Source organism: Gelidibacter maritimus (genome assembly GCF_014062315.1).
Lineage (GTDB): Bacteria > Bacteroidota > Bacteroidia > Flavobacteriales > Flavobacteriaceae > Gelidibacter > Gelidibacter maritimus.
Genome location: NZ_JACGLT010000006.1, coordinates 149,344 through 174,395 on the forward strand (window position 1 = coordinate 149,344; position 25,052 = coordinate 174,395).

Annotated in this window: 25 protein-coding genes; 14 read left to right on the top strand and 11 right to left on the bottom strand. The window is 37.5% G+C overall.

What is annotated here, in order from left to right; genetic code table 11:
* Positions 1-78: 78 nt before the first annotated feature.
* Entirely contained in the window at positions 79-762 is a 684-nt protein-coding gene (locus H3Z82_RS09580) for an ATP-binding cassette domain-containing protein (protein ID WP_182205281.1), read from the bottom strand.
* A 457-nt stretch (positions 763-1,219) separates the two neighbouring features.
* On the opposite strand from H3Z82_RS09580, the gene prfA reads away from it, so the two are divergent.
* From prfA to H3Z82_RS09595, 3 genes are all read left to right on the top strand, one after another.
* A complete protein-coding gene (prfA, locus tag H3Z82_RS09585; protein WP_182205282.1) occupies positions 1,220-2,296 on the top strand; it encodes a peptide chain release factor 1 in 1,077 nt (358 codons plus the stop codon).
* Between the two features lie 34 nt (positions 2,297-2,330).
* Positions 2,331-3,149, top strand: coding sequence for an orotidine-5'-phosphate decarboxylase (pyrF, locus tag H3Z82_RS09590; RefSeq protein WP_182205283.1), 819 nt, complete (start codon positions 2,331-2,333; stop codon positions 3,147-3,149).
* Between the two features lie 92 nt (positions 3,150-3,241).
* The gene (locus H3Z82_RS09595) at positions 3,242-4,030 is read left to right on the top strand and encodes an ABC transporter substrate-binding protein (RefSeq protein WP_182205284.1); all 789 of its coding nucleotides are present in this window, start codon (positions 3,242-3,244) and stop codon (positions 4,028-4,030) included.
* Here H3Z82_RS09595 and H3Z82_RS09600 read toward each other — a convergent pair.
* From H3Z82_RS09600 to H3Z82_RS09610, 3 genes are all read right to left on the bottom strand, one after another.
* The gene (locus H3Z82_RS09600; RefSeq protein WP_182205285.1) at positions 3,999-4,226 is read right to left on the bottom strand and encodes a hypothetical protein; all 228 of its coding nucleotides are present in this window, start codon (positions 4,224-4,226) and stop codon (positions 3,999-4,001) included. The genes H3Z82_RS09595 and H3Z82_RS09600 overlap by 32 nt on opposite strands.
* A gap of 85 nt (positions 4,227-4,311) precedes the next feature.
* Positions 4,312-4,512: a Lacal_2735 family protein gene (locus H3Z82_RS09605; RefSeq protein ID WP_182205286.1), complete on the bottom strand. Its 201-nt coding sequence runs from the start codon at positions 4,510-4,512 to the stop codon at positions 4,312-4,314.
* A 148-nt stretch (positions 4,513-4,660) separates the two neighbouring features.
* Positions 4,661-5,374, bottom strand: a complete 714-nt coding sequence (locus tag H3Z82_RS09610) for a DUF4197 domain-containing protein (RefSeq protein ID WP_182205287.1) — start codon at positions 5,372-5,374, stop codon at positions 4,661-4,663.
* 264 nt (positions 5,375-5,638) lie between these two features.
* Here H3Z82_RS09610 and H3Z82_RS09615 point away from each other — a divergent pair, with 264 nt between their 5' ends.
* Both H3Z82_RS09615 and H3Z82_RS09620 read left to right on the top strand, forming a co-directional pair.
* Positions 5,639-9,061: a methylmalonyl-CoA mutase family protein gene (locus H3Z82_RS09615; protein ID WP_182205288.1), complete on the top strand. Its 3,423-nt coding sequence runs from the start codon at positions 5,639-5,641 to the stop codon at positions 9,059-9,061.
* A gap of 282 nt (positions 9,062-9,343) precedes the next feature.
* Positions 9,344-9,883 carry a sigma-70 family RNA polymerase sigma factor gene (locus H3Z82_RS09620; protein WP_182205289.1) on the top strand — a complete coding sequence of 180 codons (540 nt, stop codon included), beginning with the start codon at positions 9,344-9,346 and terminating at the stop codon, positions 9,881-9,883.
* Between the two features lie 70 nt (positions 9,884-9,953).
* Here H3Z82_RS09620 and H3Z82_RS09625 read toward each other — a convergent pair whose 3' ends face one another.
* Positions 9,954-10,349, bottom strand: coding sequence for a hypothetical protein (locus H3Z82_RS09625; RefSeq protein ID WP_182205290.1), 396 nt, complete (start codon positions 10,347-10,349; stop codon positions 9,954-9,956).
* 117 nt (positions 10,350-10,466) lie between these two features.
* Between H3Z82_RS09625 and H3Z82_RS09630 the strand changes: the two genes are divergently transcribed.
* Entirely contained in the window at positions 10,467-10,910 is a 444-nt protein-coding gene (locus H3Z82_RS09630; protein ID WP_182205291.1) for an Lrp/AsnC family transcriptional regulator, read from the top strand.
* Between the two features lie 9 nt (positions 10,911-10,919).
* On the opposite strand, the gene H3Z82_RS09635 is transcribed toward H3Z82_RS09630, so the two are convergent.
* Together H3Z82_RS09635 and H3Z82_RS09640 are read right to left on the bottom strand one after the other, a co-directional pair.
* Entirely contained in the window at positions 10,920-11,429 is a 510-nt protein-coding gene (locus H3Z82_RS09635) for a hypothetical protein (RefSeq protein WP_182205292.1), read from the bottom strand.
* 171 nt (positions 11,430-11,600) lie between these two features.
* Positions 11,601-12,590, bottom strand: a complete 990-nt coding sequence (locus tag H3Z82_RS09640) for a YpdA family putative bacillithiol disulfide reductase (protein ID WP_182205293.1) — start codon at positions 12,588-12,590, stop codon at positions 11,601-11,603.
* Positions 12,591-12,764: 174 nt separating this feature from the next.
* Here H3Z82_RS09640 and H3Z82_RS09645 point away from each other — a divergent pair, with 174 nt between their 5' ends.
* Positions 12,765-13,367 carry a DUF1684 domain-containing protein gene (locus H3Z82_RS09645; RefSeq protein WP_182205294.1) on the top strand — a complete coding sequence of 201 codons (603 nt, stop codon included), beginning with the start codon at positions 12,765-12,767 and terminating at the stop codon, positions 13,365-13,367.
* A gap of 147 nt (positions 13,368-13,514) precedes the next feature.
* Here the strand turns inward: H3Z82_RS09645 and crcB are convergent, their stop codons facing one another.
* Both crcB and H3Z82_RS09655 read right to left on the bottom strand, forming a co-directional pair.
* Complete coding sequence (crcB, locus tag H3Z82_RS09650) at positions 13,515-13,883, bottom strand: fluoride efflux transporter CrcB (RefSeq protein WP_182205295.1); 369 nt, start codon at positions 13,881-13,883, stop codon at positions 13,515-13,517.
* Positions 13,880-14,836, bottom strand: coding sequence for an effector binding domain-containing protein (locus H3Z82_RS09655; RefSeq protein ID WP_182205296.1), 957 nt, complete (start codon positions 14,834-14,836; stop codon positions 13,880-13,882). The genes crcB and H3Z82_RS09655 overlap by 4 nt, the downstream gene beginning before the upstream one ends.
* Before the next feature lie 93 nt (positions 14,837-14,929).
* Between H3Z82_RS09655 and H3Z82_RS09660 the strand changes: the two genes are divergently transcribed.
* Complete coding sequence (locus H3Z82_RS09660; RefSeq protein WP_182205297.1) at positions 14,930-16,981, top strand: dipeptidyl-peptidase 3 family protein; 2,052 nt, start codon at positions 14,930-14,932, stop codon at positions 16,979-16,981.
* A 991-nt stretch (positions 16,982-17,972) separates the two neighbouring features.
* Here H3Z82_RS09660 and H3Z82_RS09665 read toward each other — a convergent pair.
* Positions 17,973-18,158 (bottom strand): hypothetical protein, encoded by a 186-nt coding sequence (locus tag H3Z82_RS09665; RefSeq protein WP_182205298.1) that lies wholly within the window; start codon positions 18,156-18,158, stop codon positions 17,973-17,975.
* A 160-nt stretch (positions 18,159-18,318) separates the two neighbouring features.
* Here H3Z82_RS09665 and H3Z82_RS09670 point away from each other — a divergent pair, with 160 nt between their 5' ends.
* The gene (locus H3Z82_RS09670; protein ID WP_182205299.1) at positions 18,319-18,705 is read left to right on the top strand and encodes a pyrophosphohydrolase domain-containing protein; all 387 of its coding nucleotides are present in this window, start codon (positions 18,319-18,321) and stop codon (positions 18,703-18,705) included.
* A gap of 147 nt (positions 18,706-18,852) precedes the next feature.
* On the opposite strand, the gene H3Z82_RS09675 is transcribed toward H3Z82_RS09670, so the two are convergent.
* Positions 18,853-19,920 carry a branched-chain amino acid aminotransferase gene (locus H3Z82_RS09675; RefSeq protein ID WP_182205380.1) on the bottom strand — a complete coding sequence of 356 codons (1,068 nt, stop codon included), beginning with the start codon at positions 19,918-19,920 and terminating at the stop codon, positions 18,853-18,855.
* A gap of 116 nt (positions 19,921-20,036) precedes the next feature.
* Between H3Z82_RS09675 and H3Z82_RS09680 the strand changes: the two genes are divergently transcribed.
* The 5 genes from H3Z82_RS09680 to dnaJ all read left to right on the top strand — a co-directional run bounded on the left by H3Z82_RS09680 (position 20,037) and on the right by dnaJ (position 24,848).
* Positions 20,037-20,543 carry a DUF4920 domain-containing protein gene (locus H3Z82_RS09680; protein ID WP_182205300.1) on the top strand — a complete coding sequence of 169 codons (507 nt, stop codon included), beginning with the start codon at positions 20,037-20,039 and terminating at the stop codon, positions 20,541-20,543.
* A 3-nt stretch (positions 20,544-20,546) separates the two neighbouring features.
* Entirely contained in the window at positions 20,547-21,242 is a 696-nt protein-coding gene (gene mnmD / locus H3Z82_RS09685) for a tRNA (5-methylaminomethyl-2-thiouridine)(34)-methyltransferase MnmD (protein ID WP_182205301.1), read from the top strand.
* 231 nt (positions 21,243-21,473) lie between these two features.
* The gene (locus tag H3Z82_RS09690; RefSeq protein WP_182205302.1) at positions 21,474-22,382 is read left to right on the top strand and encodes a TIGR01777 family oxidoreductase; all 909 of its coding nucleotides are present in this window, start codon (positions 21,474-21,476) and stop codon (positions 22,380-22,382) included.
* Positions 22,383-23,161: 779 nt separating this feature from the next.
* The gene (locus H3Z82_RS09695) at positions 23,162-23,695 is read left to right on the top strand and encodes a nucleotide exchange factor GrpE (protein WP_182205303.1); all 534 of its coding nucleotides are present in this window, start codon (positions 23,162-23,164) and stop codon (positions 23,693-23,695) included.
* Positions 23,696-23,738: 43 nt separating this feature from the next.
* Positions 23,739-24,848 carry a molecular chaperone DnaJ gene (dnaJ, locus tag H3Z82_RS09700; protein ID WP_182205304.1) on the top strand — a complete coding sequence of 370 codons (1,110 nt, stop codon included), beginning with the start codon at positions 23,739-23,741 and terminating at the stop codon, positions 24,846-24,848.
* The last annotated feature ends 204 nt before the right edge of the window (positions 24,849-25,052 follow it).

The following is a 25,052-nucleotide window of genomic DNA, read 5'->3' on the forward strand; positions in this document are numbered from 1 at the left end:
AACAACCTGACCGGTATGGGGGCAAATAGAACAGAAAATGAAAAAGCGTTAATGCAACATTGCATGGCTAACTTGGTATCAATCATGAAATCCATTTCTTGCTTTCAATTTTCCCGGATTTATATAGTTGTAATCCTCAAGCTCTTCCAAGTTGTCGATTATTTTAGTACAACCGTTTTTCAATAGATAAAGGGTATCCGACATGTCAATGACATCATTAAAATAATGGTCGGTAATGATTATGATTTTTTCTGATTTCTCTATCTCAATCAGTTTTTTGATTTTTTCAATGTGTAAAGGTGAAATGTTGGAAAATGGTTCATCCAATAAAACAATAGCCGCTTCTCTTTTTAAGATGCTATAAGTTTCAATAACGCGACGTTCACCTCCAGATAATTTGCTTATGCGTGTGTTGTAATAGTTCTGAAACTTTTCAAAATGGTTAACAAACGTGTTCCACTCCAAATTCATCATTTGAAACAGAGTTTTAACCTTCAAATGATCAGGCGCTAACTGATGTTGTGGCAAATAAGAGGCCATATTCAGGGTGTAGAGTGGTCTTTTAAGTGGTTTTTTGTCAAGTCTGACAAGTTTATATTTTGGCTTTAATGAACCGAATAAAATTTGGAGCAAACAACTTTTTCCGGAGCCATTTCTGCCAAGAATTCCAACAATCTGTCCAGTTTCAGCCTTTAAGTAAATGCCATTAAGAATGCGTCGTTCTTTAAAATACAACTCAATACTATCCAGCTCAATAATCATATAAATGCTTTCATCAATAGCAGAAAGCTAATGGTTATTGTTATGTCAATTACAAAAAGTGTGAAAAATAACCGCCATGTAGAAATTCCCAAATTCTTATAAAAAATCAATTTGCGCTTAGCGTTGGTTTCACGTATTAAATAATAGATAAAAGATGTGAGCAGTAGTTTGACGATAATGCTCGGAAGAATGTGAGGTGTGAAAATGACAATTAAAATATTGATGGCCATGGACCACAAAAAGAAGGGTTTATAAAATAGTATTATGGCGCCTAAACGGTGTGTCATAACTAATGAACGAAGTTTTTAGGAACTTATTTCTTAAAATTAAATGAACTCAGCTTTTTTTTTTGAATGGCAAATCATGTTTCTATTGTGCCGATACTTTAGGTCATAATGAAATTTCCCAATTCAAAATTAAGAAATTATTGTACTTTTGTATCACAATTAAACCATTTATGTTAGACAAGTTACAAATAGTAAAACAACGTTTTGATGAGGTTAGCGATTTAATAATCCAACCGGATATCATATCTGATCAGAAGCGTTATATTGACCTTAATAAAGAGTATAAGGAGTTACGCCAGTTGATGGATAAGCGTGAGGCGTATTTAGAATTGACTAACAATTTGGCCGAAGCCGAAGAGATTATTAATGACGGTAGCGACCCAGAAATGGTCGAAATGGCCAAAATGCAATATGACGAAGCCAAGGAAGGTATTCCAAAGCTGGAAGAAGAAATCCGGATGATGTTGATTCCTAAGGACCCCGAAGATGTCAAAAATGCTGTCGTGGAGCTTCGTGCTGGAACTGGCGGTGATGAGGCCAGTATTTTTGCTGGTGATTTGTTCAGAATGTACAGTAAATATTGTGAAAGCAAAGGTTGGAAAGTAGATGTAGTGGATTATAGTGAAGGCACCAATGGTGGTTTCAAAGAAATTCAATTTGCCATCTCTGGCGAAGATGTTTATGGTACCATGAAATTTGAGGCTGGAGTGCACCGTGTGCAACGCGTACCTCAAACAGAAACCCAAGGTCGTGTCCATACCAGTGCGGCAACGGTGATGGTGTTTCCAGAAGCTGAAGAGTTTGATGTGGAAATCAATCCGAAAGATGTGCGTATTGATTTTTTCTGTTCCTCTGGTCCAGGAGGTCAATCAGTTAACACCACATATTCTGCGGTGCGTTTAACCCATATTCCAACAGGATTGGTAGCACAATGTCAAGATCAGAAGTCGCAACACAAAAATAAGGAGAAGGCATTTAAAGTACTTCGATCACGATTATACGAGATGGAATTGGCTAAGAAAAATGCCGAAGATGCTGAGAAAAGAGGCTCTATGGTAAGCTCAGGAGATAGAAGTGCTAAAATTAGAACCTACAACTATTCGCAAGGACGTGTTACCGATCATAGGATTGGTTTGACACTTTATGACTTGAATAATATTGTCAATGGCGATATTCAGCGTATCATTGACGAGTTGCAATTGGCAGAAAACACCCAGAAGCTACAAGCAAATACAGATGCAATTTAATATCAAGCCTCAATTTGAGGCTTTTTTTTGATGTATGACTACACAACAACTCATTGATCAAATCAAATTAAAAAAATCTTTCCTGTGTATTGGATTGGATGTTGATTTGAATAAAGTTCCGCAGCATCTTCTAAAAGAAGAAGATCCTATTTTTGCTTTTAATAAAGCTATAATTGACGCTACGCACCATTTGTGTGTAGCTTATAAACCCAATACAGCGTTTTATGAAGCTTACGGACTAAAAGGTTGGGAATCACTCGACAAAACGATCAAATACCTCAATCAGAACCATCCCGAAATATTCACTATTGCCGATGCTAAACGTGGTGATATTGGCAATACAAGCAAGATGTACGCAAAAGCATTTTTTGAAGATTTTGGCTTTGATAGTGTTACCGTTGCGCCTTATATGGGACAGGATTCTGTTGAACCTTTTTTAGAATTTAAAGACAAACACACCATTCTCTTGGCCTTGACTTCCAATGCAGGCGCTTATGATTTTCAGACCCAAACAGTTGACGGCAAGGAAGTTTATAAACACGTTTTGGAAACTTCAAAATCGTGGAAAAATGCCGCTAACTTAATGTATGTTGTGGGAGCTACAAAAGCGGAATATTTAGCTGACATCCGTAAAATTATTCCTGACAGCTTCTTGCTCGTTCCGGGGGTAGGGGCGCAAGGAGGAAACCTCAAAGAGGTATGCAAATACGGAATGATAGCGTCAGTTGGGCTATTGATCAACTCTTCAAGAGGCATCATCTATGCCTCAAACGGAAAGGATTTTGCTGAGGTGGCTGCCGAGAAAGCGAGTGAATTGCAGATAGAAATGGCCGCCATCTTAGAAAGCCTATAATGTTTTTGTCCACTTTTTTGGTTACTCGTATTTTATTTATAAAATTTAAGAAGGATTTTCGTTGGTGCTCTGTCGCCTGGAGTTAGAATTAAATGAAAGATCAACTCAACCGACATATTAAAGTAGATAAAACTCCAGAACGGGTCATCTCCTTGGTTCCATCACAAACTGAGCTGCTGGTCGATTTAGGTTTGGAATCTTCAATTGTAGGAATTACTAAATTCTGCGTCCACCCAGCCCATCTTAAAGAAAATAAAACTATCGTTGGCGGTACCAAACAGGTTCATCTAGATAGAATTAAAGATTTGAAACCTGATATCATCTTATGTAATAAAGAGGAAAACACCAAACAGATGATTCAGGAATTGGAGTCTATTGCTACCGTGCACATTAGTGATATCTATACAATTGAAGATACTTTGGAATTGATTGAAATGTATGGCGCGCTATTCTCAAAAGAAGACGCCGCCATTAAAATTAGCCAGGAAATCTCTAAAAAGAAATTTGAGTTTGAAGGTTTCATAGCGAATAAACCTAAAAAAACTGCCGCTTATTTTATATGGAAAGACCCGTGGATGGTCGCTGCAAAAGATAATTTTATAGATGAATTATTGCAATTAAACGGCTTAGAGAATTATTATGGGCACCTCAGTCGCTACCCAGAAGTCTTGCTCGACGCATCACTGACGGAAAACGCAGAACTTGTGTTGCTGTCAAGCGAACCATTTCCATTCAAAGAGAAGCACATACAAGACATCAGGCCATTCTTCCCGAAGGCCACCATTCATGTGGTGGATGGCGAACTGTTTTCTTGGTATGGATCGCGATTATTGAAAGCGTTTGATTATTTTAAAACGCTGCATCAACATCAGTGGGCTTAGAATTCTTTAAGTTGAGGATGATCTTTCTCAGTTTGGAAGCTTCATGGTATAAAAAGTCACTTAAACTGGCGTCCAATTGTAGCATATTATAGGCTTCTTCGGTGAATTTTATGTAGTTTTTCTCAACTTCCTTTAAGTTCAATACCTCATTGAGGCTAAACTTAACTTTTCCAACTTTGCAATTTTGTGTATTCATAGGTTATTAGGATATGTTCTTAATCTATAAATACGTATTGTAAGTTGCTAAGGATGTGGTGAGAACGTTAAAGTTTTGGTAATAATTAATTTAACCTTTTTACAGGCGCCTCTCTATTTAAATATTTTAAACGGTTCAGTTTATTTAAAAGCTTGATGGCTTTGTATTCTGAAATATCACTTAAGGCATGATCCGTTTGACGGAAGTTGTAGGCTTGTTCAATAAGTTGCTTATACCGCAATTGTAGTTTGAGTTGGTGCGTTTTAATTTCCAAGGAGGTTTTCATGACTACAAGAGTTTATAAGTTAAATATATTTAAAATACACTTAGCGAGCAAGTTAAATTTTTAAAATAATTATAAAAAAAGCCGGTGGATAGATGCCACCGACTTATGAACTTAGCAAATTGATGCTTTAATGCTTAATGTTATCAGATTATTTCCTGTCTTGAAGTGCAAAAACCCGTCTTAAAAGATCAGTGCTTCTAGCACCCACTTTGTTTCTGATTTCTTTTTCTTCAACTGCAATCATTGTGTATACTCCTTCCAAGGCTTGTTCGGTGACATAATCCGTTAAATCTGGATTGACTTTGCTGGTGAACGGAATTGAATTATACCTATTAATCAGATTTTGCCATATCTGATCGGCACCCACCTTAGCGAACGAATTATTGATAACCGGATGAAATTTATCGTACAAAGATGTTTGGGTTTTGCTGGTCAGATATTGTGTAGCGGCGTCATCAGTACCCAAAAGAATGTTTCGCGCATCGGCAAAGGTAATTTCCTTTACAGCATTCACAAAAATTGGAGTGGCTTCCTTAACGGCGTCCTCAGCAGCACGATTGAGTACTTTTAAACCTTCATCGGCCAAGTTTCCAAGTCCTATATCACGCAAACCTTTATCCACCTTTTGTAATTCTGCAGGTAAAAGTATTTTAACCAGTTCATTTTTATAAAAACCATCCGTTTTGGTCAGTTTAGTCACTTGTTTTTCAATACCCATATCCAGTGCTTGTCTCAGACCCGATGCAATATCTGTGTTGCTTAAAACGCCACCGCCTTGTGGTAAGGAATCAACAACGCCTTGCAATTCAGCACAGGAATTTAAAGTGAATATGGCAAGCAAAATAAATAAGGATTTTCTCATAATTATCGATTTTAAGATAACCTCAAAAATATATCAAATAGTTCGGATTTTAGGTTTTTGGGCAAGTTTTTGAAATAAAAACCGGGTTTTACGCTATATCTTTTTAAGGCATTTAAATATAGTGATATTTTTAGATGAGTTGATCTATGCCTTAAAAAGGATGCCGCTACAACCCCTCTTGCAAATTTAAACTATTCATAATATGAGGTGACTTCTTTTATAAAATCTGTAAATTTGCAGGACGTATAATTTCAAGTTTTAATAATGATACAAGCAACACCATATAAACCGAAACATAAAGTAAGAATTGTAACTGCCGCTTCTCTTTTTGATGGGCATGATGCAGCCATCAACATCATGCGCCGTATCATCCAATCTACCGGAGTTGAAGTGATTCATTTAGGTCATGATAGAAGTGTGGAAGAAGTGGTCAATACTGCCATTCAAGAAGATGTCAATGCCATTGCTATTACTTCCTATCAAGGGGGACATAATGAGTACTTTAAATATATGTATGATCTGTTAAAGGAAAAAGGTGCAGGGCACATCAAGATTTTTGGCGGCGGCGGGGGTGTCATCCTGCCTTCAGAAATTAAAGAGTTGATGGATTATGGCATTACCAGAATTTATGCTCCAGACGATGGAAGAGAAATGGGGTTGCAAGGCATGATCAATGATTTGGTGAAGACTTCTGATTATGCCATAGGAGATGTGCTGGATGTTGAATTGAAGGATTTAAATAAGAAGAATCCAAAAGCTATTGCACGTATTATTTCTTCAGCTGAAAATTTTCCGGAGGTTGCGGATAACTTATTAGATGAAATTCATACTAAGAATAAAGCCTCCAAGACCCCCGTGCTTGGAATTACCGGAACAGGAGGTGCTGGAAAATCGTCGTTGGTGGATGAGTTGGTCCGTCGCTTTCTAATCGATTTTCCCGAGAAAACCGTTGGTTTGGTTTCTGTAGATCCGTCAAAACGAAAAACTGGCGGCGCCTTGCTAGGAGATCGTATCCGGATGAATGCCATCAACAATCCGCGTGTTTATATGCGAAGTTTGGCGACGCGCCAATCCAATCTGGCGCTCTCAAAATATGTCAATGAAGCCATAGAAGTTTTAAAAGCTGCAGAATATGATCTGATCATCATCGAAACTTCGGGCATCGGCCAATCAGACACTGAAATTATTGAGCATTCTGATGTGTCCTTATACGTCATGACGCCTGAATTTGGTGCCGCTACGCAGTTGGAAAAAATTGATATGCTGGATTTTGCCGATTTAGTGGCCATCAATAAATTTGATAAACGTGGTTCTTTGGATGCACTCCGTGATGTCAAAAAGCAATATGTACGTAATCATCTTTTATGGGATGTAGACCCTAAAGACCTACCGGTTTTCGGAACGATTGCCTCGCAATTTAACGACCCTGGCATGAATACGCTGTATAAGGCTATTATGGATAAAATTGTGGAAATAACTAAGGCAGATTTAAAGTCTGATTTTACAATTTCTGAGGAAATGAGCGAAAAGATTTTTGTTATTCCTCCAGCAAGAACACGTTACCTATCTGAAATAGCGGAAAATAATCGGGCCTACGATAAAACGGCGGCCGAACAAGTTGAAGTGGCACAAAAGCTGTACGGGATTTATAAAACCATCGAATCGGTTATTGGCAGTGCACCTGAATTGGATAAAGCGGGTATCGATAGCACCTCGGTCAAATCAAGCGGAGATGACAACAAAGACTTCCTAAAACTGTTGGTAGGCGAATTTGATCGTGTTAAATTAAATCTCGATCCCTACAATTGGGAGGTTATTATCGGTTGGGATGACAAAGTCAACACCTACAAAGATCCAATCTATTCATTTAAAGTAAGAGATAAAGAAATAAAGATTGAGACCCATACCGAATCACTTTCGCATCTTCAAATTCCAAAGGTGGCCCTGCCAAAGTATCAAGCTTGGGGTGATATTTTACAGTGGGTTTTACAGGAGAATGTACCTGGTGAGTTTCCGTTTGCCTCCGGACTCTATCCTTTTAAAAGAACTGGCGAGGATCCGGCACGTATGTTTGCTGGTGAAGGTGGGCCGGAACGGACCAATCGTCGTTTCCATTATGTGAGTATGGGCTTACCGGCAAAACGCTTGTCCACCGCTTTTGATAGTGTTACACTTTATGGAAATGATCCAGACCATCGTCCTGATATCTATGGGAAAATTGGAAACGCAGGAGTGAGTATCTGTTGTTTGGATGATGCCAAGAAACTGTATTCCGGTTTTAATCTATCGCACCCAATGACCTCTGTAAGTATGACCATCAATGGCCCTGCACCTATGCTACTGGGCTTTTTTATGAACGCTGCCATTGATCAACAATGTGAGTTGTATATCAAGGAAAATGGACTCGAAAAGGAGGTTGAGGCTAAGATTGCTAAAATCTACAAGGAAAAAGATGTAGAACGTCCTACGTATAAAGGCGATTTGCCGGAAAGCAATGACGGCTTGGGATTGATGCTTTTGGGCGTTACAGGCGATCAGGTACTGCCCAATGATGTTTATCAAGACATCAAGACCAGAACCATCGCTCAAGTGCGTGGTACCGTTCAGGCGGATATTCTAAAAGAAGATCAAGCACAAAACACTTGTATTTTCTCCACAGAATTTGCCCTACGATTAATGGGTGATGTGCAAGAGTATTTCATTGAAAATAATGTGCGTAACTTTTATTCTGTTTCTATTTCAGGATATCATATTGCAGAAGCTGGAGCGAATCCAATTACTCAGCTGGCCTTAACCCTATCCAATGGGTTTACCTATGTGGAATATTATTTGAGTAGGGGGATGGACATCAACAAATTTGGGCCAAATCTATCTTTCTTTTTCTCTAATGGCATTGATCCTGAATATGCAGTAATTGGTCGTGTAGCGCGTAAAATTTGGGCAAAGGCCATGAAACATAAATATGGCGCCGACCCAAGAGCGCAAATGTTAAAATATCATATCCAGACCTCAGGACGTAGTTTGCATGCTCAGGAAATTGACTTTAATGATATCCGTACGACGCTTCAAGCGCTATATGCTATTTATGACAACTGTAATTCGCTGCACACAAATGCTTATGACGAAGCCATTACCACGCCAACCGAAGAATCTGTGAGACGTGCCATGGCCATTCAATTGATCATTAATAAGGAATTGGGACTGGCAAAGAATGAGAATCCAATCCAAGGCTCATTTATAATTGAAGAATTGACCGATTTGGTAGAAGAAGCCGTGTTGAAGGAATTTGACCGTATTACCGAAAGGGGAGGTGTTCTCGGTGCTATGGAAACCATGTATCAACGTAGTAAAATTCAGGAAGAAAGCTTGTATTATGAGACGTTAAAACATAATGGTGATTTTCCGATCATTGGTGTAAATACCTTTTTAAGTAGTAAAGGATCACCAACCATTATTCCAAAAGAAGTGATAAGAGCCACAGAAGAAGAAAAGCAATTTCAGATTAAAACTTTAGAAAATCTCCACAAAGGGAATGATACAACAGAATTACTAAAAGACCTGCAGCATAAAGCCATCCATAACGAAAACATTTTTGAAGCGTTGATGGAAGTGTGTAAAGTGGCATCATTGGGCCAAATTACGGAAGCACTATTTGAAGTGGGTGGTCAGTATCGTAGAAATATGTAGAGAACGCTCGCGTGAAGACACTAGTTTGTAAAATAGTTTCGATAAAATGCATCTTTTTCCATCTTTTCACGTCTATTAGGTGAACCTTAAAACAAATAGATTATGAATAATAAAGAATGCATCTGCAATTGCGACAATTGCCAGATGGGAAATTGCGCCGCATGTACCTGTGAAAACTGTAGCTGTCAAGGTTGCAACTGTTAAGCTTAGTTTAAAATGTTAATATTAAGGGTCTATTTTAGTAATTTTATACTAAAGTAGACTCTTTTTTAATGAGCTAATATGAAAACAAAAACCGTTTGGAACTTACACGCGCAAGATCTTAAGAACTTCATTCTGAGTAAAGTTAAAGATGAGGTTGTAGCCGACGATTTATTGCAGGAAACCTTTATTAAGGTCCATGTGAAGTTGGACACATTAAAAGAAGAAAAGAAAGTCAAGGCTTGGGTGTTTTCCATTGCCCGTTATACCGTCATGGATTATTTTAGACAGAACAACCTGAGCCATTCAATAAATGAAACGGACATCGTTGAAGAGCATAATCATGCTGAGCATACAAAAGAAGACTGCTTGCAAGGTATTATTAAAACATTGCCTGAAAAATATAGAAGTCCGTTAATTTTGGCAGATATTCAAGGTTTAAAACAGGCGCAGATTTCTGAGCGATTGGATTTACCGCTGCCAACGGTGAAATCGCAGATTCAACGTGCAAGAAAACTCATTGCTCAAGGTTTTGTCGAATGCTGTGACTTTAAGATCAACGACGATGGTTTTCTGGTTGGCGAACTACAAGAAAAAGAAGATTGTAAAATCTGCAATTAAGCTATTTTAAGATTCTTTTGGGACTATGTCTCCTGCCGATAGATTTGGCTCTTGCTTTGAATTTGAAGTATTACAAAGTCAACATCCAAGAACGTTGTAACCTTCTGAATTTCCTTAATTCTCCTCTCAAAATAGGCAGGTAATCTCTCCCATTGCTATGGGTTTTTTCTAAACGTTTGCAGTTTTTATACAACAAGTTGGTTAAACGTTCCAAAGCTGCAATGTGTTTGTATTTTTTATCAGAGTGTCGTTCCATTTCGGCGTTGACAATTTCAGGCGCCAAGGAGGTGGATTGTTGAACAATATCACCAGAGAAATAAATGTCCGTGTCTTCAGAACCATCTGGTTTTAAGTAAGCTAAGTCCTGATTTAAATATGTAGAAATACTTCTTGAAAGGATAATAATTTCTATGGCTTTTTTATAAAGCGGCATTTCAGGTAGGTGGGATGGAATTGGGTTCGACATTTTAACAATAGCATTTTTATCAAATTTAGTGACAAAATCAATGGTATTATAATTGATTTTAAAGTAAATGACTATATTTGCTTTAATTATTAAAGTATAATAGTTAATTTTCTTTAAATGAGTATAGATTCGCTTAATTGGAAGATTTTGAAGTGTTTACAAAACGGTGCACGACAGTCTAATGCGGAGATTGGGAGACAGGTTGGAATTAGTTCTCCTGCCGTATCTGAACGTATTAGAAAGATGGAAGATGCTGGCATTATTCAAGGATATCATGCCTTTGTTTCTCCTTTTGAGGCGGGCTATCAGCTCAAGGCAATTATTACTTTAAGAGCGTTTATGGGGATGTTAAAACCGTTTTTGGAAAAAGTGAAAACCTACGATGAAGTTTTGAATTGCTACAGAATAACGGGCAATGAAAATATTGTCATGGAAGTTGTACTTAAAAATCAAAAACATTTAGAGAGTTTTATTGATCAATTGATAGTTTATGGCGAAACCAAAACCCAGATTGTTTTATCTCATGTGATAAAATATAATGAAGTCCGACCGATAAAGTAATTACGGTTTTTAAAGATCATCAAACCCGTCAAAATCGTCAAAATTGAAAGGGATGTCATCGTCAGGATCGACATCATCATAATTAACGCCTGGAGGATTAAAAAGTCCCCAACGGTCAATACTGTAATTCCAACAATCAAAGGTTTTAACCCATTCGGCAAACAATACCCTGAATTCATCTACTTCTTTTCGTAAAACATCCAAATATTCGGTATCTGGATAGCCATGCATTTGTAACCCTCGTGCATCAGTAATTAGTTCGCGGGCCGCCTTCCTGATTATGGCCGCATTTTCCATCCTAATGTCGTAAAGCATATCCTCTGACGCGGCGCCAGCTATCTTCGCGGGGATTAAAGATGCATTCATACCCATATATTTAAGATTGTGTTGCATCATCTCGGCCTCAATTGGATCCTCAAATTCCATGTCGGTCTTCTCAACGGAATCGATAATAGACCCAACAAGGTCCATAACCTCCCGTGCCTTTTTAAATATCGGTAGTTTTTCCCACTGTTCCATAAATTATTTTGTTTTATTACAATTTATTTGTTTATGTCGTACAGAAAGCGAAGTTGATTTTTGTTCTATGACGCTGTGATTAATTTGCATAGCTATGCAAAATATAAACGTGGCGGCCGACCTTTACCGGCGGGAGATAAGAACGGAAAATGAACAAGCTTTAATGAAACATTACATTGTTGTCTTAGGGTTAGCACTTACGGTTTCAATGTGATTAGCAATCATTTTAGCATGAATTCTTGAGTTTTCAATAAACCATTTATGGGTTTCCATGCCACCACAAATAACCCCTGCCAAATAGAGTCCCGAAACATTGGTTTCCATAGTCTCAGGATCATATTGAGGTAAACGGGCAACGCCATCGGAGAGTTTAATGCCTGCATTAATTAGGAACTCAAAATTTGGACGATATCCCGTAAGCGCCACAACAAAATCATTAGGTAGGGTTTTGTTACCATCCGGTGTTTTAATGGAGACTTCTGCTTCTTTAATCTCAACGATTTCTGAATGGTAGTAGGCTTTAATGCTGCCTTCTTCAATTCTATTCAGGATATCCGGTTTCACCCAATACTTTACACGCTCACCAATATTTGAGCCTCGAATGACCATGGTAACGTTTCCACCTTTGCGCCAAATTTCAAGAGCGGCATCTACTGAAGAATTACTTGCACCAACTACAATAACGTCTTGCATAGCGTAAGGATGGGCTTCATTATAGTAGTGCGTCACTTTTGGTAAATCTTCGCCTGGCACATTGAGTAATGTTGGAATGTCATAGAACCCAGAAGCGATGATCACTTTGTCCACTTGATATTCTGTTTTAGAAGAAGTGATTGTAAAATGTTCTTTCAATCTTTCAATTGCCAAGACCTTTTCGTATAAATGAATGTTCAATTCGTTGGAAGTGGCTACGCGTCTGTAATATTCAAGAGCTTCGTCTCTGTTGGGTTTTGGATTGATGCTGATGAAAGGAATCCCATCAATTTCAAGCTTTTCTGAAGTTGAAAAAAAGGTCATGTTTTTTGGATAGTTGAACAAAGAGTTGGTCAGTGCCCCTTTTTCAAGAACGACATAGTCCCAGTTTCGCTTTTTACATTCCAGTGCACATGCAATTCCAATGGGACCTGCACCAATTATTAATACTTTATAAGTGTTTGACATGTTTTAATAATGTTTTGAGATGACTTTGAATTGGTATTTAAAAACCCAGTAAATAGGCTCTTAAAAGTTCGAATTTCGAACGATTAACCTCTTATCTGTAAAAATACGGAATCATCGAAATAAACTATGGTCATTAAGTTAAAATTGTATGTTTGCAATCCAATTACTTTTTTTATGAGAACACGATATTCATTTTTGTTGGGATTGATTTTGTTAATGGGCTGTGCTCAGGATAAGCAACCACTTAAAGGAGAAACAGAATTTCAGAGAAATCTTAATGCAGAGTTTAAAGATGCTTCAAAATCGCCGTTAAAACCTAAAGATAGGAGAGACTTCACAGGATTGGATTTTTTTAAATTTGATTCTTTGTATGTGGTTAAGGCATCCTTTACGAAATCCGTTGATGAACAGCCATTTAAAATGAAAACTACCACCGATAGGCTCCCGACCTATTTAAAATATGGTCAAATTACTTTCGATTTAAAAGGTGAATCGTATACATTAAATATCTATCAAGACCAGGATTTAATGAACGAAGACGGTTTTGAGGACTACCTGTTTCTACCTTTTTTAGATGACACCAATGGGGATGAAACTTATGGCGGCGGTCGTTACATTGACTTGAGCATTCCAGAAGGTGAAGTTATGATTATTGATTTCAATACCGCTTACAACCCATATTGTGCTTACGACGAGAAGTATTCATGCCCAATTGTGCCACGTGAAAACTATATAGATGTTGCGATCAGAGCGGGCGTTAAGGCATTTGAGAACTAAGTTACTACAGCATTAGTAGTGGGCTGCAGTATTTAATCATGCGTGGGAAATCTGTCGGTTGAATCAACTTGGCATTAAGCCTATGGGTTATGCTTCTGCTATTGCATTTGCGAAAATCCGCGTCTTCGGCGGAAAATGCAACGCCCATTAACTTTTTACCAGATACATTCCTAAGAAAACTGCTAAAAACCCCACCACGAAACTTGCTATAGTATAAATAGCAAAGCTCATAAAATCGCCCGATTTTAAAAAGACGTGATTCTCATAAGCAAAGGTTGAAAAGGTTGTGAATCCGCCACAAAATCCTGTGGCAAGGAATAAGACTTGGTTTTGTGATAAGGTGTTGTTCTTAAAGGCTAAACCTAAAATGATACCAATTAACAGACTTCCTAAAATATTAGCCACAAATGTGCCGTAAGGAATGCCCGTTCCTGGGCTGTTAAGATATTTCCCGATGATAAATCTCAAGACGCTACCAAATCCACCTCCAACAAAAACCAATAATAGTTGTTTCACAAGGCTTCAGTGGTTTCTTTAATGGGAATATAGATTTCAGTAACCCAATGCGCAGGATTTGGAAGCTTTTCAGGATCATTCTTATAAACTTCAAATGGACTCATTTCTGAAGCTTCCATATGTTGCTCTTTTAAATGATTATTGGCAATGGTCCAGGCTTCTTTTAAATTTGAATAGTTGCCTTTTAAGGTCACTTTAAGTGCTTTTGTACGCTGCATAAATCCGCTAAGTACATTACTGTTTTCTGCAATAATAACCCGCTCACTAACAGGGACGGCGTTGCTAATGATCACATTGCCATTATCCAGGTTCATTTCAATATAAATGGTAAATGGCATACCACTGGCTGAGATGTTATGTGCATTCATGAAAGTTCTGATGTCGTCATATTGTGCTTTCATGGTAGCGCTTTTGTTGCTACCAGTGGATGATATTGTTTTGTATAAATAAAAACCTCCACCATACTCTGTAATCCCATCAATATTAATGGAGTAAGTTGCCATGCTTGTTGCTACTTTCTTATCGATACTTGCCAAGTCTGCTTTAAACCGCTCTGAAAGCTCCTCGTCATTGTCGCCAAACAATGCATGTTTGGCTTTGGTCATAAATGCCAATTGATCTGCATCAAGCGTTCGTGTGACCGTAGTGGAACCATCATTGTTGGAAACAAATTTCCACTTCAACTCTGATGTTTTGATGCCATTACTGGTGAAAAATTGAAGAATGGAATCGTTTGGAAACCGTGTGGTCTTCTTCAATGACTCTGACTCTTTCCAGAATAAAGACCAATCCACATGAGTGGTATCCGATACCATGTCAAAAACTACAGCTTTTGGAGCATTTATGGTAGTGCTTTCAGTTATTTTGAAATCATTAGGTTGAACCGCGATGTAAATAGCCATTCCGATTATTGCAATTAACAATAAGAATAAGAGGTATTTTATTAATTTCATTAGGTGATTTTGTAGAGTTTATCAAAGATAGACAATTTTATAGTATCTTAATAAATATTACATTTGTAGTATAAAAAATTTAATAATTAACAGATGAACTTAAAATCAATTTTCGGGATTGCATTGGCAATGAGCTTCGCTTTTGCTTGCAAAAACGATCCCAAAACAAGCACTGATCCGAATACCACCACAGTAGAAGCCAAAAAGGCCGACGCGCCGTTTGACTATACTGTCGAGCAGTTTGCTGACGTAAAGATTCTTCGGTACCAAATACCTGGATGGGACAATTTGACCTTGAAAGAGCAAAAATTAGTCTACTATTTGACCCAGGCAGGATTGGCGGGGCGTGACATTATGTGGGATCAAAATTACCGTCATAATCTCAAAATCAGGAACGCTTTGGAATCGGTCTATAGCAATTATGATGGCGATAAGTCTACTGAAGATTGGAAAGCATTTGAAACCTATTTAAAACGTGTTTGGTTTAGTAATGGAATCCATCACCATTATTCTAATGATAAGTTAAAGCCAGAATTTTCTCAAGATTATTTGAAATCTTTATTGACAGAAACCAGTACACAATTGCAAGGAGAAGCTTTTGATGTGCTTTTTAATGATCAGGATGCCAAGAAAATCAATCAAGCTAAAGGTGTAGATAATGTGGCACTATCAGCTGTTAACTTCTATGGAACAGATGTCACTACAGCCGATGTGGTACAATTCTACAAGAATAAAAAATCGCCCAATCCAGAAAAACCATTGTCTTTTGGATTGAATTCCAAATTGGTAAAAGAAAACGGTCAATTAAAGGAATTGATTTATAAGTCAGGCGGTTTATACGGCTCGGCCATTGATGAAGTTGTGAAATGGTTAGAACTCGCAAAAGGTGTAGCTGAAAATCAAGCGCAAGGTGATGCCTTAGGCCTCTTGATCCAGTATTACAAGACAGGCGATTTACAAACTTGGGATGATTATAATGTAGCATGGACAGCTGCCACTGCAGGAAATGTTGATTATATCAATGGTTTTATTGAGGTTTACAACGACCCTATAGGCTATAGAGGTTCTTATGAAAGCATTGTTCAGATCAATGACTTTGATATGTCGCAAAAAATGAAAGTTTTGTCAGATAACGCACAATGGTTTGAGGATAATTCGCCTTTAATGGATGCTCACAAAAAGAAAAATGTTGTAGGGATTACTTATAAGGTTGTAAATGTGGCAGGTGAAGCTGGAGACGCTTCGCCGAGTACGCCAATTGGAGTTAATTTACCAAATGCCAATTGGATTAGAGCGGCAGTTGGAAGTAAATCGGTCTCTCTTGGCAATATTATCGAAGCCTATAATAATGCAGGCAGTGCAGGTAGGTTAAAAGAGTTTGTCAACGACGAAGAAGAATTAGAATTGGAGCAGAAATATGGTCAGTTGGCAAGTAAGTTGCACACGGCCTTACATGAAGTGGTTGGTCATGCATCGGGACAATTAAATCCTGGTGTTGGTGAAACCAAAGAGACGCTCAAAAATTATGCATCAACCTTGGAAGAGGGGCGTGCTGATTTGGTTGGACTTTACTATTTGTACAGTCCAAAACTGCAAGAACTTGGTTTGGTAGATGATTGGAAAAAAGTCGGGATGGCTGCATATAACAACTATATCCGAAACGGATTAATGACCCAGCTGATCCGTTTGAATTTGGGTGACAATGTTGAACAAGCCCACATGAGAAATAGACAATGGGTGAGCGCTTGGGTTTTTGAGAAAGGCAAGAATGACAATGTTATTGAAAGAATTACCCGCGATGGGAAAACCTATTACAATATCAACGATTATGAGAAACTACATGATCTTTTCGGACAGTTGCTCCGCGAAACACAACGCATCAAGTCAGAAGGTGATTATAAAGCCGTTGAAGCTTTGGTAGAAACTTACGGTGTTAAAGTCGATCAACCACTTCATAAAGAAATTTTAGAAAGAAATGCCCAATTTACGGATGCTCCGTATAGTGGCTTTGTAAACCCTGTTTTGGTGCCAGACATGGATGGCGATGGTGAGATAACCTCAATAAAAGTTACCCAACCCGAATCTTTTTCAAGTCAAATGTTAGACTATAGCAAAACTCATAGCTTTTTGAAAGAAGAGAATTAGATTAGTGAAACTCAATTTCAAAAATTGCGAAGCAATGCATTAAATATTGATAGTTGAACTAATTCCGCTTTTTTTAGCGGAATCTTTGTCTTATTCTTCAACGCTCTGTGTTGTAGTTAAAAACGTAACGCCAATTTAGTACGTCGCACCCCTGGGGATCGATGTAGTTCATTTTTATTTCAAAGCATGTTCAATAGGAAACGGGGAACTGTATTTTAGTTTCCCGTTTTCTTATTGACACTAAATTTCAATAATAAAAGATTTAGAACAATCAGCGTGATGATAGAAATGATTACAATCATAATAATATTATTTTTAGTACATCTCTATAAATAAAAAATGTCATCATGTTTTTCTATTTGTTTTATTTTTTGTCAAAAACATGCATGCTTTACAAATTGGTTAAAAGTAACAGTGTCTAGCTGTAGTAGGCCTGTCGTATTGATATCGTTGGATCCATTTCCGAGAATCATGCCGTTTATTGTCATGCCTCGCCTGATTATAAATAAATGATAATTGTTTTCTCCATCCATTGCACTGTCGTTTTGATTCCAGCATAAAGCTTTAAGAATAAAAATCTGCAGGCGGCTCCCCGTGCTCATAACCTCTTTTGGTAAGCCGTTGGCGTGAATATGTAATGCTTTTGCGGAATTAACGTTGGTTAATTCTATAAAACATACACCCAATTACTTTTCAGTTTGTGATGATAATGAACTTGATAAAAAGTAGAAATAGAGCCTAGGGCGAAAGAGCTATTAACATGTGATTTTGAAAAAAATTTCTCAATTTTTCGATGTTTTAGTTATAAGATGACATCGGAGAATAATTGAATTACCATCACAAAACACTAAATTTTTAAATTGTAAGCGTGTCTGAGTCCTTGTGGTTAGGGTGTATTGTAGAGTTTTTTAAAGTTCTCATTTGTCGAAACTGCTCGTCACACCTCTGATTAATCTTCAGAACAAAACTATAGATGATGATGCTATAGATGTTAGGTGAACATATACTTAACCCCCAAAATCATGAGAATAAAAGCGATAAAGGCAATGAGAATCCAAATGCTGCCTTTGTAATATTTCCTGTGAAGTTTTAAATCTTTACGATAGGTATAAATCAAGATAATGGCAAAAACAATTGCAAATAAAATCCCGAAAATCAATTGACCATTTGTTAACATATCGCTATTTTTATGCAAAATTAATCAAACCTTTTAGAATCTGAACAAGGTTCTTCTGAAAATGGCATGTTCACCTTAAATTTCGTGCCGAACCGTCATTTTATAGGCATTGAGGATAACCCAGTACATTTAACAATACAACACTAAAAATCTTTTTATAATGAAGAAAAAACTGGATGCAGTAAAAACATTTCATACGGCATTTAAAATTGGACATAGGGACAGTCCCAAAGCCAACTTAGGAATTGAGAAAAATCTGCTTCGATACAAATTGATGAGAGAGGAGAATGAAGAATATTTAGAAGCTGCAAATGCCAATGATCTTGTGGAGGTTGGCGATGCCTTAGGGGATATGCTTTATATTTTATGTGGAACAATCATTGAGCATGGTTTTCAACATAAAATTGAAGAGATTTTTGATGAAATCCAGAAAAGTAATATGAGTAAGCTAGGTGCCAATGGCGAACCTATTTATCGCGAAGATGGCAAAGTACTGAAAGGACCAAATTATTTCCAACCCAATATTGAGAAAATACTTGGTTCTTAAAGTATATGCATCTTTATTTATAAGTACCAAATAAGAAATTCCAAATTCCAATAATGTAAGGCATTGGAATTTGGAATTTATGTTTTTACGACCGATGAACGTCGATCGTGAATTGTCTACTGGTTATTAAAGTCGGTCTGCTAGAGACTAAACCATGTATCTCCATCCGTGTTTATCCTCAGCCATATTATGTTGAATACTGAGCATTTTATCTTTTAGAGTGTCAGCATAAGAGTTTTCAATATTTGGTAATTCAAAAAGTTCCTCTGCATGTTCGAATGCTGATATCGGACTAATTACAACAGCTGTTCCTGCGCCAAAAATCTCTTTTAAAGAGCCATTTTTAGATGCCTCTTTTATTTCTGTGACTGTTATTGGTCTTACTTGTACTTCTATTCCATTATCCTCAGCAAGTTGAATAATGCTTCGTCTTGTTACACCATCTAAAATACGGTCGCTTAAAGGCGCGGTAATTAGAGTGTCATTTATTCTAAAGAAAACGTTCATGGTTCCGGCTTCTTCCAATCTTTCGTGAGTGTCGGCATCGGTCCAAATCACTTGTTGAAAACCTTTCTCTTGTGCAAGGCTCGTTGGATAAAACTGTGCTGCATAGTTACCAGCTGCTTTAGCAAAACCAACTCCGCCATTGGCAGATCTACTATACTCTTCAGCAATCAATACGCGTATTTTACCTGTATAATACGCTTTCGCTGGAGCACAAATAATCATGAATCTGTAATTGTTTGATGGCGATGCAGAGATTGCAGGGTCAGTAGCAATTATAAAAGGTCTGATATAAAGTGAGTTGCCTTTGCCAGGTTTCACCCAAGCACTGTCCATTTGCAGCAAGGTAGTCAGGCCCTTCATGAAATAATCTTCAGGAAATTCGGGCATAGCTAAACGCGCGGCCGATTTGTTGATGCGGTTGAAATTGTCGATAGGTCTAAAAAGCCATACCTTTCCATCGTCATCCTTATAGGCTTTCATACCTTCAAAAACTGCCTGTCCGTAATGGAATACGCGTGCCGAAGGATCCATGGTCATCGGTTGATAAGGCATGATCCTTGGCGTTTGCCATTCACCATTTTCAAAGTCACAGATAAACATGTGGTCAGTAAATGTTCTACCAAATGTCAAGTTGTCAAAATCGACAGCGTCAATTTTAGTAGTATCTGATTTTACGATATCGATTTCGTGTGAAGTGTGTTTAGTCATCATATTTTTTTTGATGCTGCAAATTTAGTCATTTCTTGCAGTATAAAAAATCAAAAAATTTGTTTTAAAAAAAACTTATATTTGTCACTATAAATCTTTCAGAAAACAAATAAATTATGAAGAAATTACTTATCGTTTTTGGGATTGTGTTAACCGCAATGGCCTGTAAAACTGAAGATAAAAAGGCAGAAACTCAAGAAGTGGAAGCAGAAGTGGTTGACTATACGTCAATCGGAGAAGAGATTACAGCCGATGCCGCAAAGTCGCCGTCAGATATGGCTGAAGCCTATAAATCTATGAGTGTTGGAGATACAATTAGCGCAAAAATGGTTGGTAAAGTGGATGAAGTTTGCCAGTCTAAAGGATGTTGGATGAAAGTTGATCTTGAGGATGGCAATCAAATCATGGTGAAATTTAAAGATTATGGATTTTTTATGCCAAAAGACATTGCTGGAAAAGAGATTGTGATTAACGGAAAGGCGTATGTCAATGAAGTTCCGGTTGACGAATTGCAACATTATGCGGAAGATGCAGGAAAATCTGCCGAGGAAATTGCAGCAATCACTGAGCCTAAAGTAACCTTTTCTTTTGAGGCTGACGGCGTGCTGTTGAAAGGCGAATAAAAGTTGCAACGCAGAATAATTATAACGGCTGATGGTTCTAAGACCATTCAGATTGAAGAGTGGAATGAACAGTACCATTCTATTCATGGTGCCATACAAGAAGCAAACCACGTGTATATTAAGCATGGTTTGCTTTTTTGTTTTGATCAGTTAAATGCTTCAAATGATAAAAATCAGGAGATTTCAGTTTTAGAAATAGGCTTTGGCACAGGTCTGAATGCGTTTTTGTCCTTGTTGCGGGCAGAAGACCATCATATAGATATTCATTATACAGGTATTGAGGCATTTCCGATTTCAGTCAAGGAGATGACTGCCTTAAATTATGCAGAAGAGCTTCAATTGCCTGAAAAAACAGCGCTTTTTGAAGAGATGCATCAAATTCAGTGGGAAGATAGCCAACGTCTCACACCTTATTTTACACTTCTGAAACAACAGAAGTTTTTTAAGGATATTACTGAAAAGAATCAATTTGATGTCATCTATTTTGATGCTTTTGGTGCTAGAGTTCAACCTGAACTGTGGACGGAATCTATATTTAGAATCATGTTTAATGCATTAAAATTAAATGGTATTTTGGTCACTTATGCCGCAAAAGGGAGCGTGCGTCGTGCTATGTTGTCAGTTGGTTTTAGTGTTGAGAAGTTACCTGGTCCACCTGGTAAAAGGGAAATGCTTCGTGCAACAAAGCATTTGAAATAGTTCCGTTGTTAATGGTCAGAAAAGGCACTTAGCATTCAGCGGGCCAAGAGCTCAAATAGAGCTTTTACTTGGGAGATTTTTAAGTATTCTTGCCATTTCTGCTTTTAAACGGATATGATCTTTTTTCAAAAGTTAAAAATATCGTTTATTTGTTAATTCTGTTAAACCTTGTGTTAAATTGATAAACAATCAATATTTCATTGGTTAACTTTATAAAAAGCACAAAAATAGATGAAGGTATTAATTACGGGAGCTACAGGTTTAATTGGGAAGGAAATTGTCAAGCGATGTCATGAGCAGGATATTTTGGTGCATTACTTAACAACTTCAAAAGATAAAATAGAATCAAAAGATAATTATAAAGGTTTCTATTGGGACCCAAAAAAAGATGTCATAGATACTGACTGTTTTAAAGATGTAGACGCCATAATTAATTTAGCGGGTGCGGGTATTGCTAAACGATGGACAGACAGCTATAAGAAAATTATTATTGACAGCAGGGTGCAATCATTACAGTGTTTGAAAACAGCACTCTCTAAAATTGATAACCACCATATCAAACAAATTCTTTCGGCAAGCGCTATTGGTTTTTATCCGGATTCTCTAACCAAATACTATGATGAATCGTGCACTAAACAATCACCAACTTTTTTGGGTGACGTCGTCGCTGCATGGGAAAGCGCCGTTAATGAGTTTTCTGAATTGGGATTATTGGTTTCAAAAGTTAGGATAGGTTTGGTGTTGGATGCTGATGAGGGCGCATTGCCTCAAATGGCAATGCCAATTAAATTTGGCCTTGGCTCAGCCTTTGGTTCTGGAGAGCAATGGCAATCTTGGATTCATGTTCATGATTTATCCCGGATTTTTGTCTATATTATTCAGAATGAATTGGAAGGGATTTACAACGGTGTAGCCCCAAACCCAATAACTAATACAGAACTGACAAAGGCCATCGCAAAAACGCTTCACAAACCTTTATTTATGCCGAATATACCAAAATTCTTAATGAAATTGGTGCTTGGTGAAATGCATATTATGCTTTTTGAAAGCCAACGGGTGAGTTCGAAAAAAATTGAAGATGCTGGTTTTGATTTTACCTATTCCAACGTATATCCTGCCCTGGAAGCAATTTTGAAATAGTCTAGGTATGGAATTAAAATTGGTCGCCAAACTTGACTGATACAAACTATTCAATTCTCATATTTATTCAAATAAACTGAAATAATCACCCAGAAATTGTAGAATCTTACCTCCAACTAACACAAGAGCTGTCTCACTGACGATAAGCTCAAAAGGCCTTTATTATTTAAATTCAACGCACGCTTTAATTCGTTAAACTTGGAATACTCATATGAGATGAACGAATTTATTAATTTATGACCCTTAATTACCCATACCGTTTGGAAAGTTCTATTTTCAGTTTCTTCAAAAATAATATATAGTAATCATGGTCTTTAAAAAGTACTTCTCTTATATGTGAAACAAACACCTGGTTTTTAAAAGTAATACGATTTTAATCGATCCGGATAATTTTAATTTTAAAAGTGGGAAGACATCCAGTAACTAAAATCGCAATGGCAAAAAAAATAAGGATAGATTGTGGATCCTGCCAAGATTTTGGTTCGGCTATATGTGGAGATGACAGGAAAACGAGCAAAAGTGATAATAGTATAGAAAGTCCTAATTCACTATATACCATTGTTTTGTATTTAAAGTGGATGTGGGAGTGGCATGAGACCTTGTGTAGCAGTTATTTTGTTAATCTCCGTTGGTAAATTGTGTAAACGTCCGCATTACGAATGGCGAGAATTGCTGTCTTACAAATAATAAAAAATATATCGTGACATTTTGACATTTTTTGAATAATGGCAGTACTTTTGCCAATTCAAAAATGAAGATTTAAAATGAAGTTCAAGAATATGAGCAAAAAAGATAAAACTGAAGACATTGAGACCAATGTTGAAGAAACGACAAATGAGGCTACTCAAACTGAAGAGGAGCTTAGCGTTGAGGACCAATTGAAAGAGGAATTGGGCAAAGAGAAAGATAAATTTTTAAGGCTCTTTGCAGAGTTTGAAAACTATAAAAGACGAACGAATAAAGAACGGGCTGAATTGTTCAAAACTGCTGGTCAAGACGTCATTCTGTCTCTTTTACCGGTTATGGATGATTTTGACAGGGCAATCCATGAGATTTCCAAGTCTCAAGAAGGCGAGCTTTTGACTGGCGTAGAGCTGATTCGAAACAAATTAAAGACCGCTCTTAGTAGCAAAGGACTTGAAGATATTGTTGTTGAAGTTGGCGAGGTTTTTAATGCCGATGAGCATGATGCCGTTACTCAAATTCCAGCACCTTCAGAAGATTTAAAAGGCAAGATTGTTGATGTCATTGAGAAGGGCTACAAGATGGGCGATAGAGTGATTCGTTATCCTAAAGTAATTACAGGATTTTAAACAAACGGGTAAGGATTTTAGGAATTGATTAGAAATAGATACCATGAAGGAAGATTATTACGACATATTAAAGATTGACAAGAGTGCATCGGCAAGTGATATTAAGAAAGCCTATCGAAAGAAGGCCTTAAAATATCACCCTGACAAAAATCCAGACGATAAGACAGCGGAAGAAAACTTCAAAAAAGCAGCTGAAGCCTATGAGGTATTGAGCAATCCTGACAAGAAAGCACGTTATGACCAGTTCGGTCATCAGGCATTCGAAGGTGGCGGTGGCTTTAATGGTGGCGGCATGAATATGGACGACATCTTTAGCCAGTTTGGAGATATTTTTGGCGGCGGTTTTGGCGGTGGATTTGGTGGTGGTTTCGGCGGCCAACAAAGACGGGTTAAAGGCAGTAATTTGAGAATAAGGATTGCATTGACTTTAGAAGAAATTGCCAATGGTGTTGAGAAAAAGCTGAAGGTGAAACGTAAAGTTCAGGCTGAAGGTACAACCTACAAAACCTGTTCAAGCTGTAATGGTTCTGGACAAGTGATGCGAATTACAAATACAATTTTGGGCCGGATGCAAACCTCATCACCATGTCCTACATGTGGTGGTGCAGGTGAGATGATTGATAAAAAACCATCAAACGCAGATGCCCAAGGTTTGGTACTCAAAGAAGAGACCGTATCTGTTAAAATACCTGCAGGTGTAGTGGACGGCATGCAGTTAAAAGTATCCGGAAAAGGTAATGATGCCCCTGGAAATGGCATTTCTGGAGATCTATTGGTGGCCATACAAGAAGAAGAGCACAGTACTTTGAAGCGCGAGGGCGACAATTTGCATTTTGATTTATATGTGAGTTTACCAGATGCGGTGTTAGGAACCAGTCAGGAAATTGATACCGTAACCGGTAAAGTGCGCATCAAGATAGAGTCTGGAGTTCAATCAGGTAAGATTCTACGATTGAGAGGTAAAGGGATACCAAGTATCAACGGTTATGGCAAAGGCGACTTATTGGTACACATAAATGTTTGGACCCCTAAGACCTTGAATAAAGAGCAAAAAGAGTTTTTTGAAAACGTCAGAAATGATGAGCACTTTCAGCCAAGGCCAGAAAGTTCAGATAAATCATTCTTTGAGAAAGTTAAAGATATGTTTTCATAACCAATTGGAAGTTTGATAAAAATCACTATATTTGAATATCACTAATTAATTTTGGTGATATTTTTCTTTTTCATAGCAATTTTTTCCCATCCTTGATTTATTAAGGGTGGGTTTTGTTTTTTAGGTCGATAGGGATTTTTTTAAGGTCAAAAAATGCCATGTACTTTTTAGATAAAAATAAAAGCATAAAAGCAGTCCTAAACT

Excerpts from the sequence above, each read along its gene's own strand:
- H3Z82_RS09645 (WP_182205294.1), top strand. The coding sequence starts at position 12,765 with ATGAGAACACGATATTCATTTTTGTTGGGATTGATTTTGTTAATGGGC.
- H3Z82_RS09600 (WP_182205285.1), bottom strand. The coding sequence starts at position 4,226 with ATGAATACACAAAATTGCAAAGTTGGAAAAGTTAAGTTTAGCCTCAAT.
- H3Z82_RS09605 (WP_182205286.1), bottom strand. The coding sequence starts at position 4,512 with ATGAAAACCTCCTTGGAAATTAAAACGCACCAACTCAAACTACAATTG.
- dnaJ (WP_182205304.1), top strand. The coding sequence starts at position 23,739 with ATGAAGGAAGATTATTACGACATATTAAAGATTGACAAGAGTGCATCG.
- H3Z82_RS09635 (WP_182205292.1), bottom strand. The coding sequence starts at position 11,429 with ATGGAACAGTGGGAAAAACTACCGATATTTAAAAAGGCACGGGAGGTT.
- H3Z82_RS09640 (WP_182205293.1), bottom strand. The coding sequence starts at position 12,590 with ATGTCAAACACTTATAAAGTATTAATAATTGGTGCAGGTCCCATTGGA.
- H3Z82_RS09580 (WP_182205281.1), bottom strand. The coding sequence starts at position 762 with ATGATTATTGAGCTGGATAGTATTGAGTTGTATTTTAAAGAACGACGC.
- H3Z82_RS09675 (WP_182205380.1), bottom strand. The coding sequence starts at position 19,920 with ATGACTAAACACACTTCACACGAAATCGATATCGTAAAATCAGATACT.
- H3Z82_RS09670 (WP_182205299.1), top strand. The coding sequence starts at position 18,319 with ATGAAGAAAAAACTGGATGCAGTAAAAACATTTCATACGGCATTTAAA.
- H3Z82_RS09625 (WP_182205290.1), bottom strand. The coding sequence starts at position 10,349 with ATGTCGAACCCAATTCCATCCCACCTACCTGAAATGCCGCTTTATAAA.
- H3Z82_RS09655 (WP_182205296.1), bottom strand. The coding sequence starts at position 14,836 with ATGAAATTAATAAAATACCTCTTATTCTTATTGTTAATTGCAATAATC.
- H3Z82_RS09610 (WP_182205287.1), bottom strand. The coding sequence starts at position 5,374 with ATGAGAAAATCCTTATTTATTTTGCTTGCCATATTCACTTTAAATTCC.
- H3Z82_RS09595 (WP_182205284.1), top strand. The coding sequence starts at position 3,242 with ATGAAAGATCAACTCAACCGACATATTAAAGTAGATAAAACTCCAGAA.
- H3Z82_RS09695 (WP_182205303.1), top strand. The coding sequence starts at position 23,162 with ATGAGCAAAAAAGATAAAACTGAAGACATTGAGACCAATGTTGAAGAA.
- H3Z82_RS09615 (WP_182205288.1), top strand. The coding sequence starts at position 5,639 with ATGATACAAGCAACACCATATAAACCGAAACATAAAGTAAGAATTGTA.
- prfA (WP_182205282.1), top strand. The coding sequence starts at position 1,220 with ATGTTAGACAAGTTACAAATAGTAAAACAACGTTTTGATGAGGTTAGC.
- H3Z82_RS09630 (WP_182205291.1), top strand. The coding sequence starts at position 10,467 with ATGAGTATAGATTCGCTTAATTGGAAGATTTTGAAGTGTTTACAAAAC.
- H3Z82_RS09660 (WP_182205297.1), top strand. The coding sequence starts at position 14,930 with ATGAACTTAAAATCAATTTTCGGGATTGCATTGGCAATGAGCTTCGCT.
- pyrF (WP_182205283.1), top strand. The coding sequence starts at position 2,331 with ATGACTACACAACAACTCATTGATCAAATCAAATTAAAAAAATCTTTC.
- H3Z82_RS09690 (WP_182205302.1), top strand. The coding sequence starts at position 21,474 with ATGAAGGTATTAATTACGGGAGCTACAGGTTTAATTGGGAAGGAAATT.
- H3Z82_RS09620 (WP_182205289.1), top strand. The coding sequence starts at position 9,344 with ATGAAAACAAAAACCGTTTGGAACTTACACGCGCAAGATCTTAAGAAC.
- H3Z82_RS09665 (WP_182205298.1), bottom strand. The coding sequence starts at position 18,158 with ATGTTAACAAATGGTCAATTGATTTTCGGGATTTTATTTGCAATTGTT.
- H3Z82_RS09680 (WP_182205300.1), top strand. The coding sequence starts at position 20,037 with ATGAAGAAATTACTTATCGTTTTTGGGATTGTGTTAACCGCAATGGCC.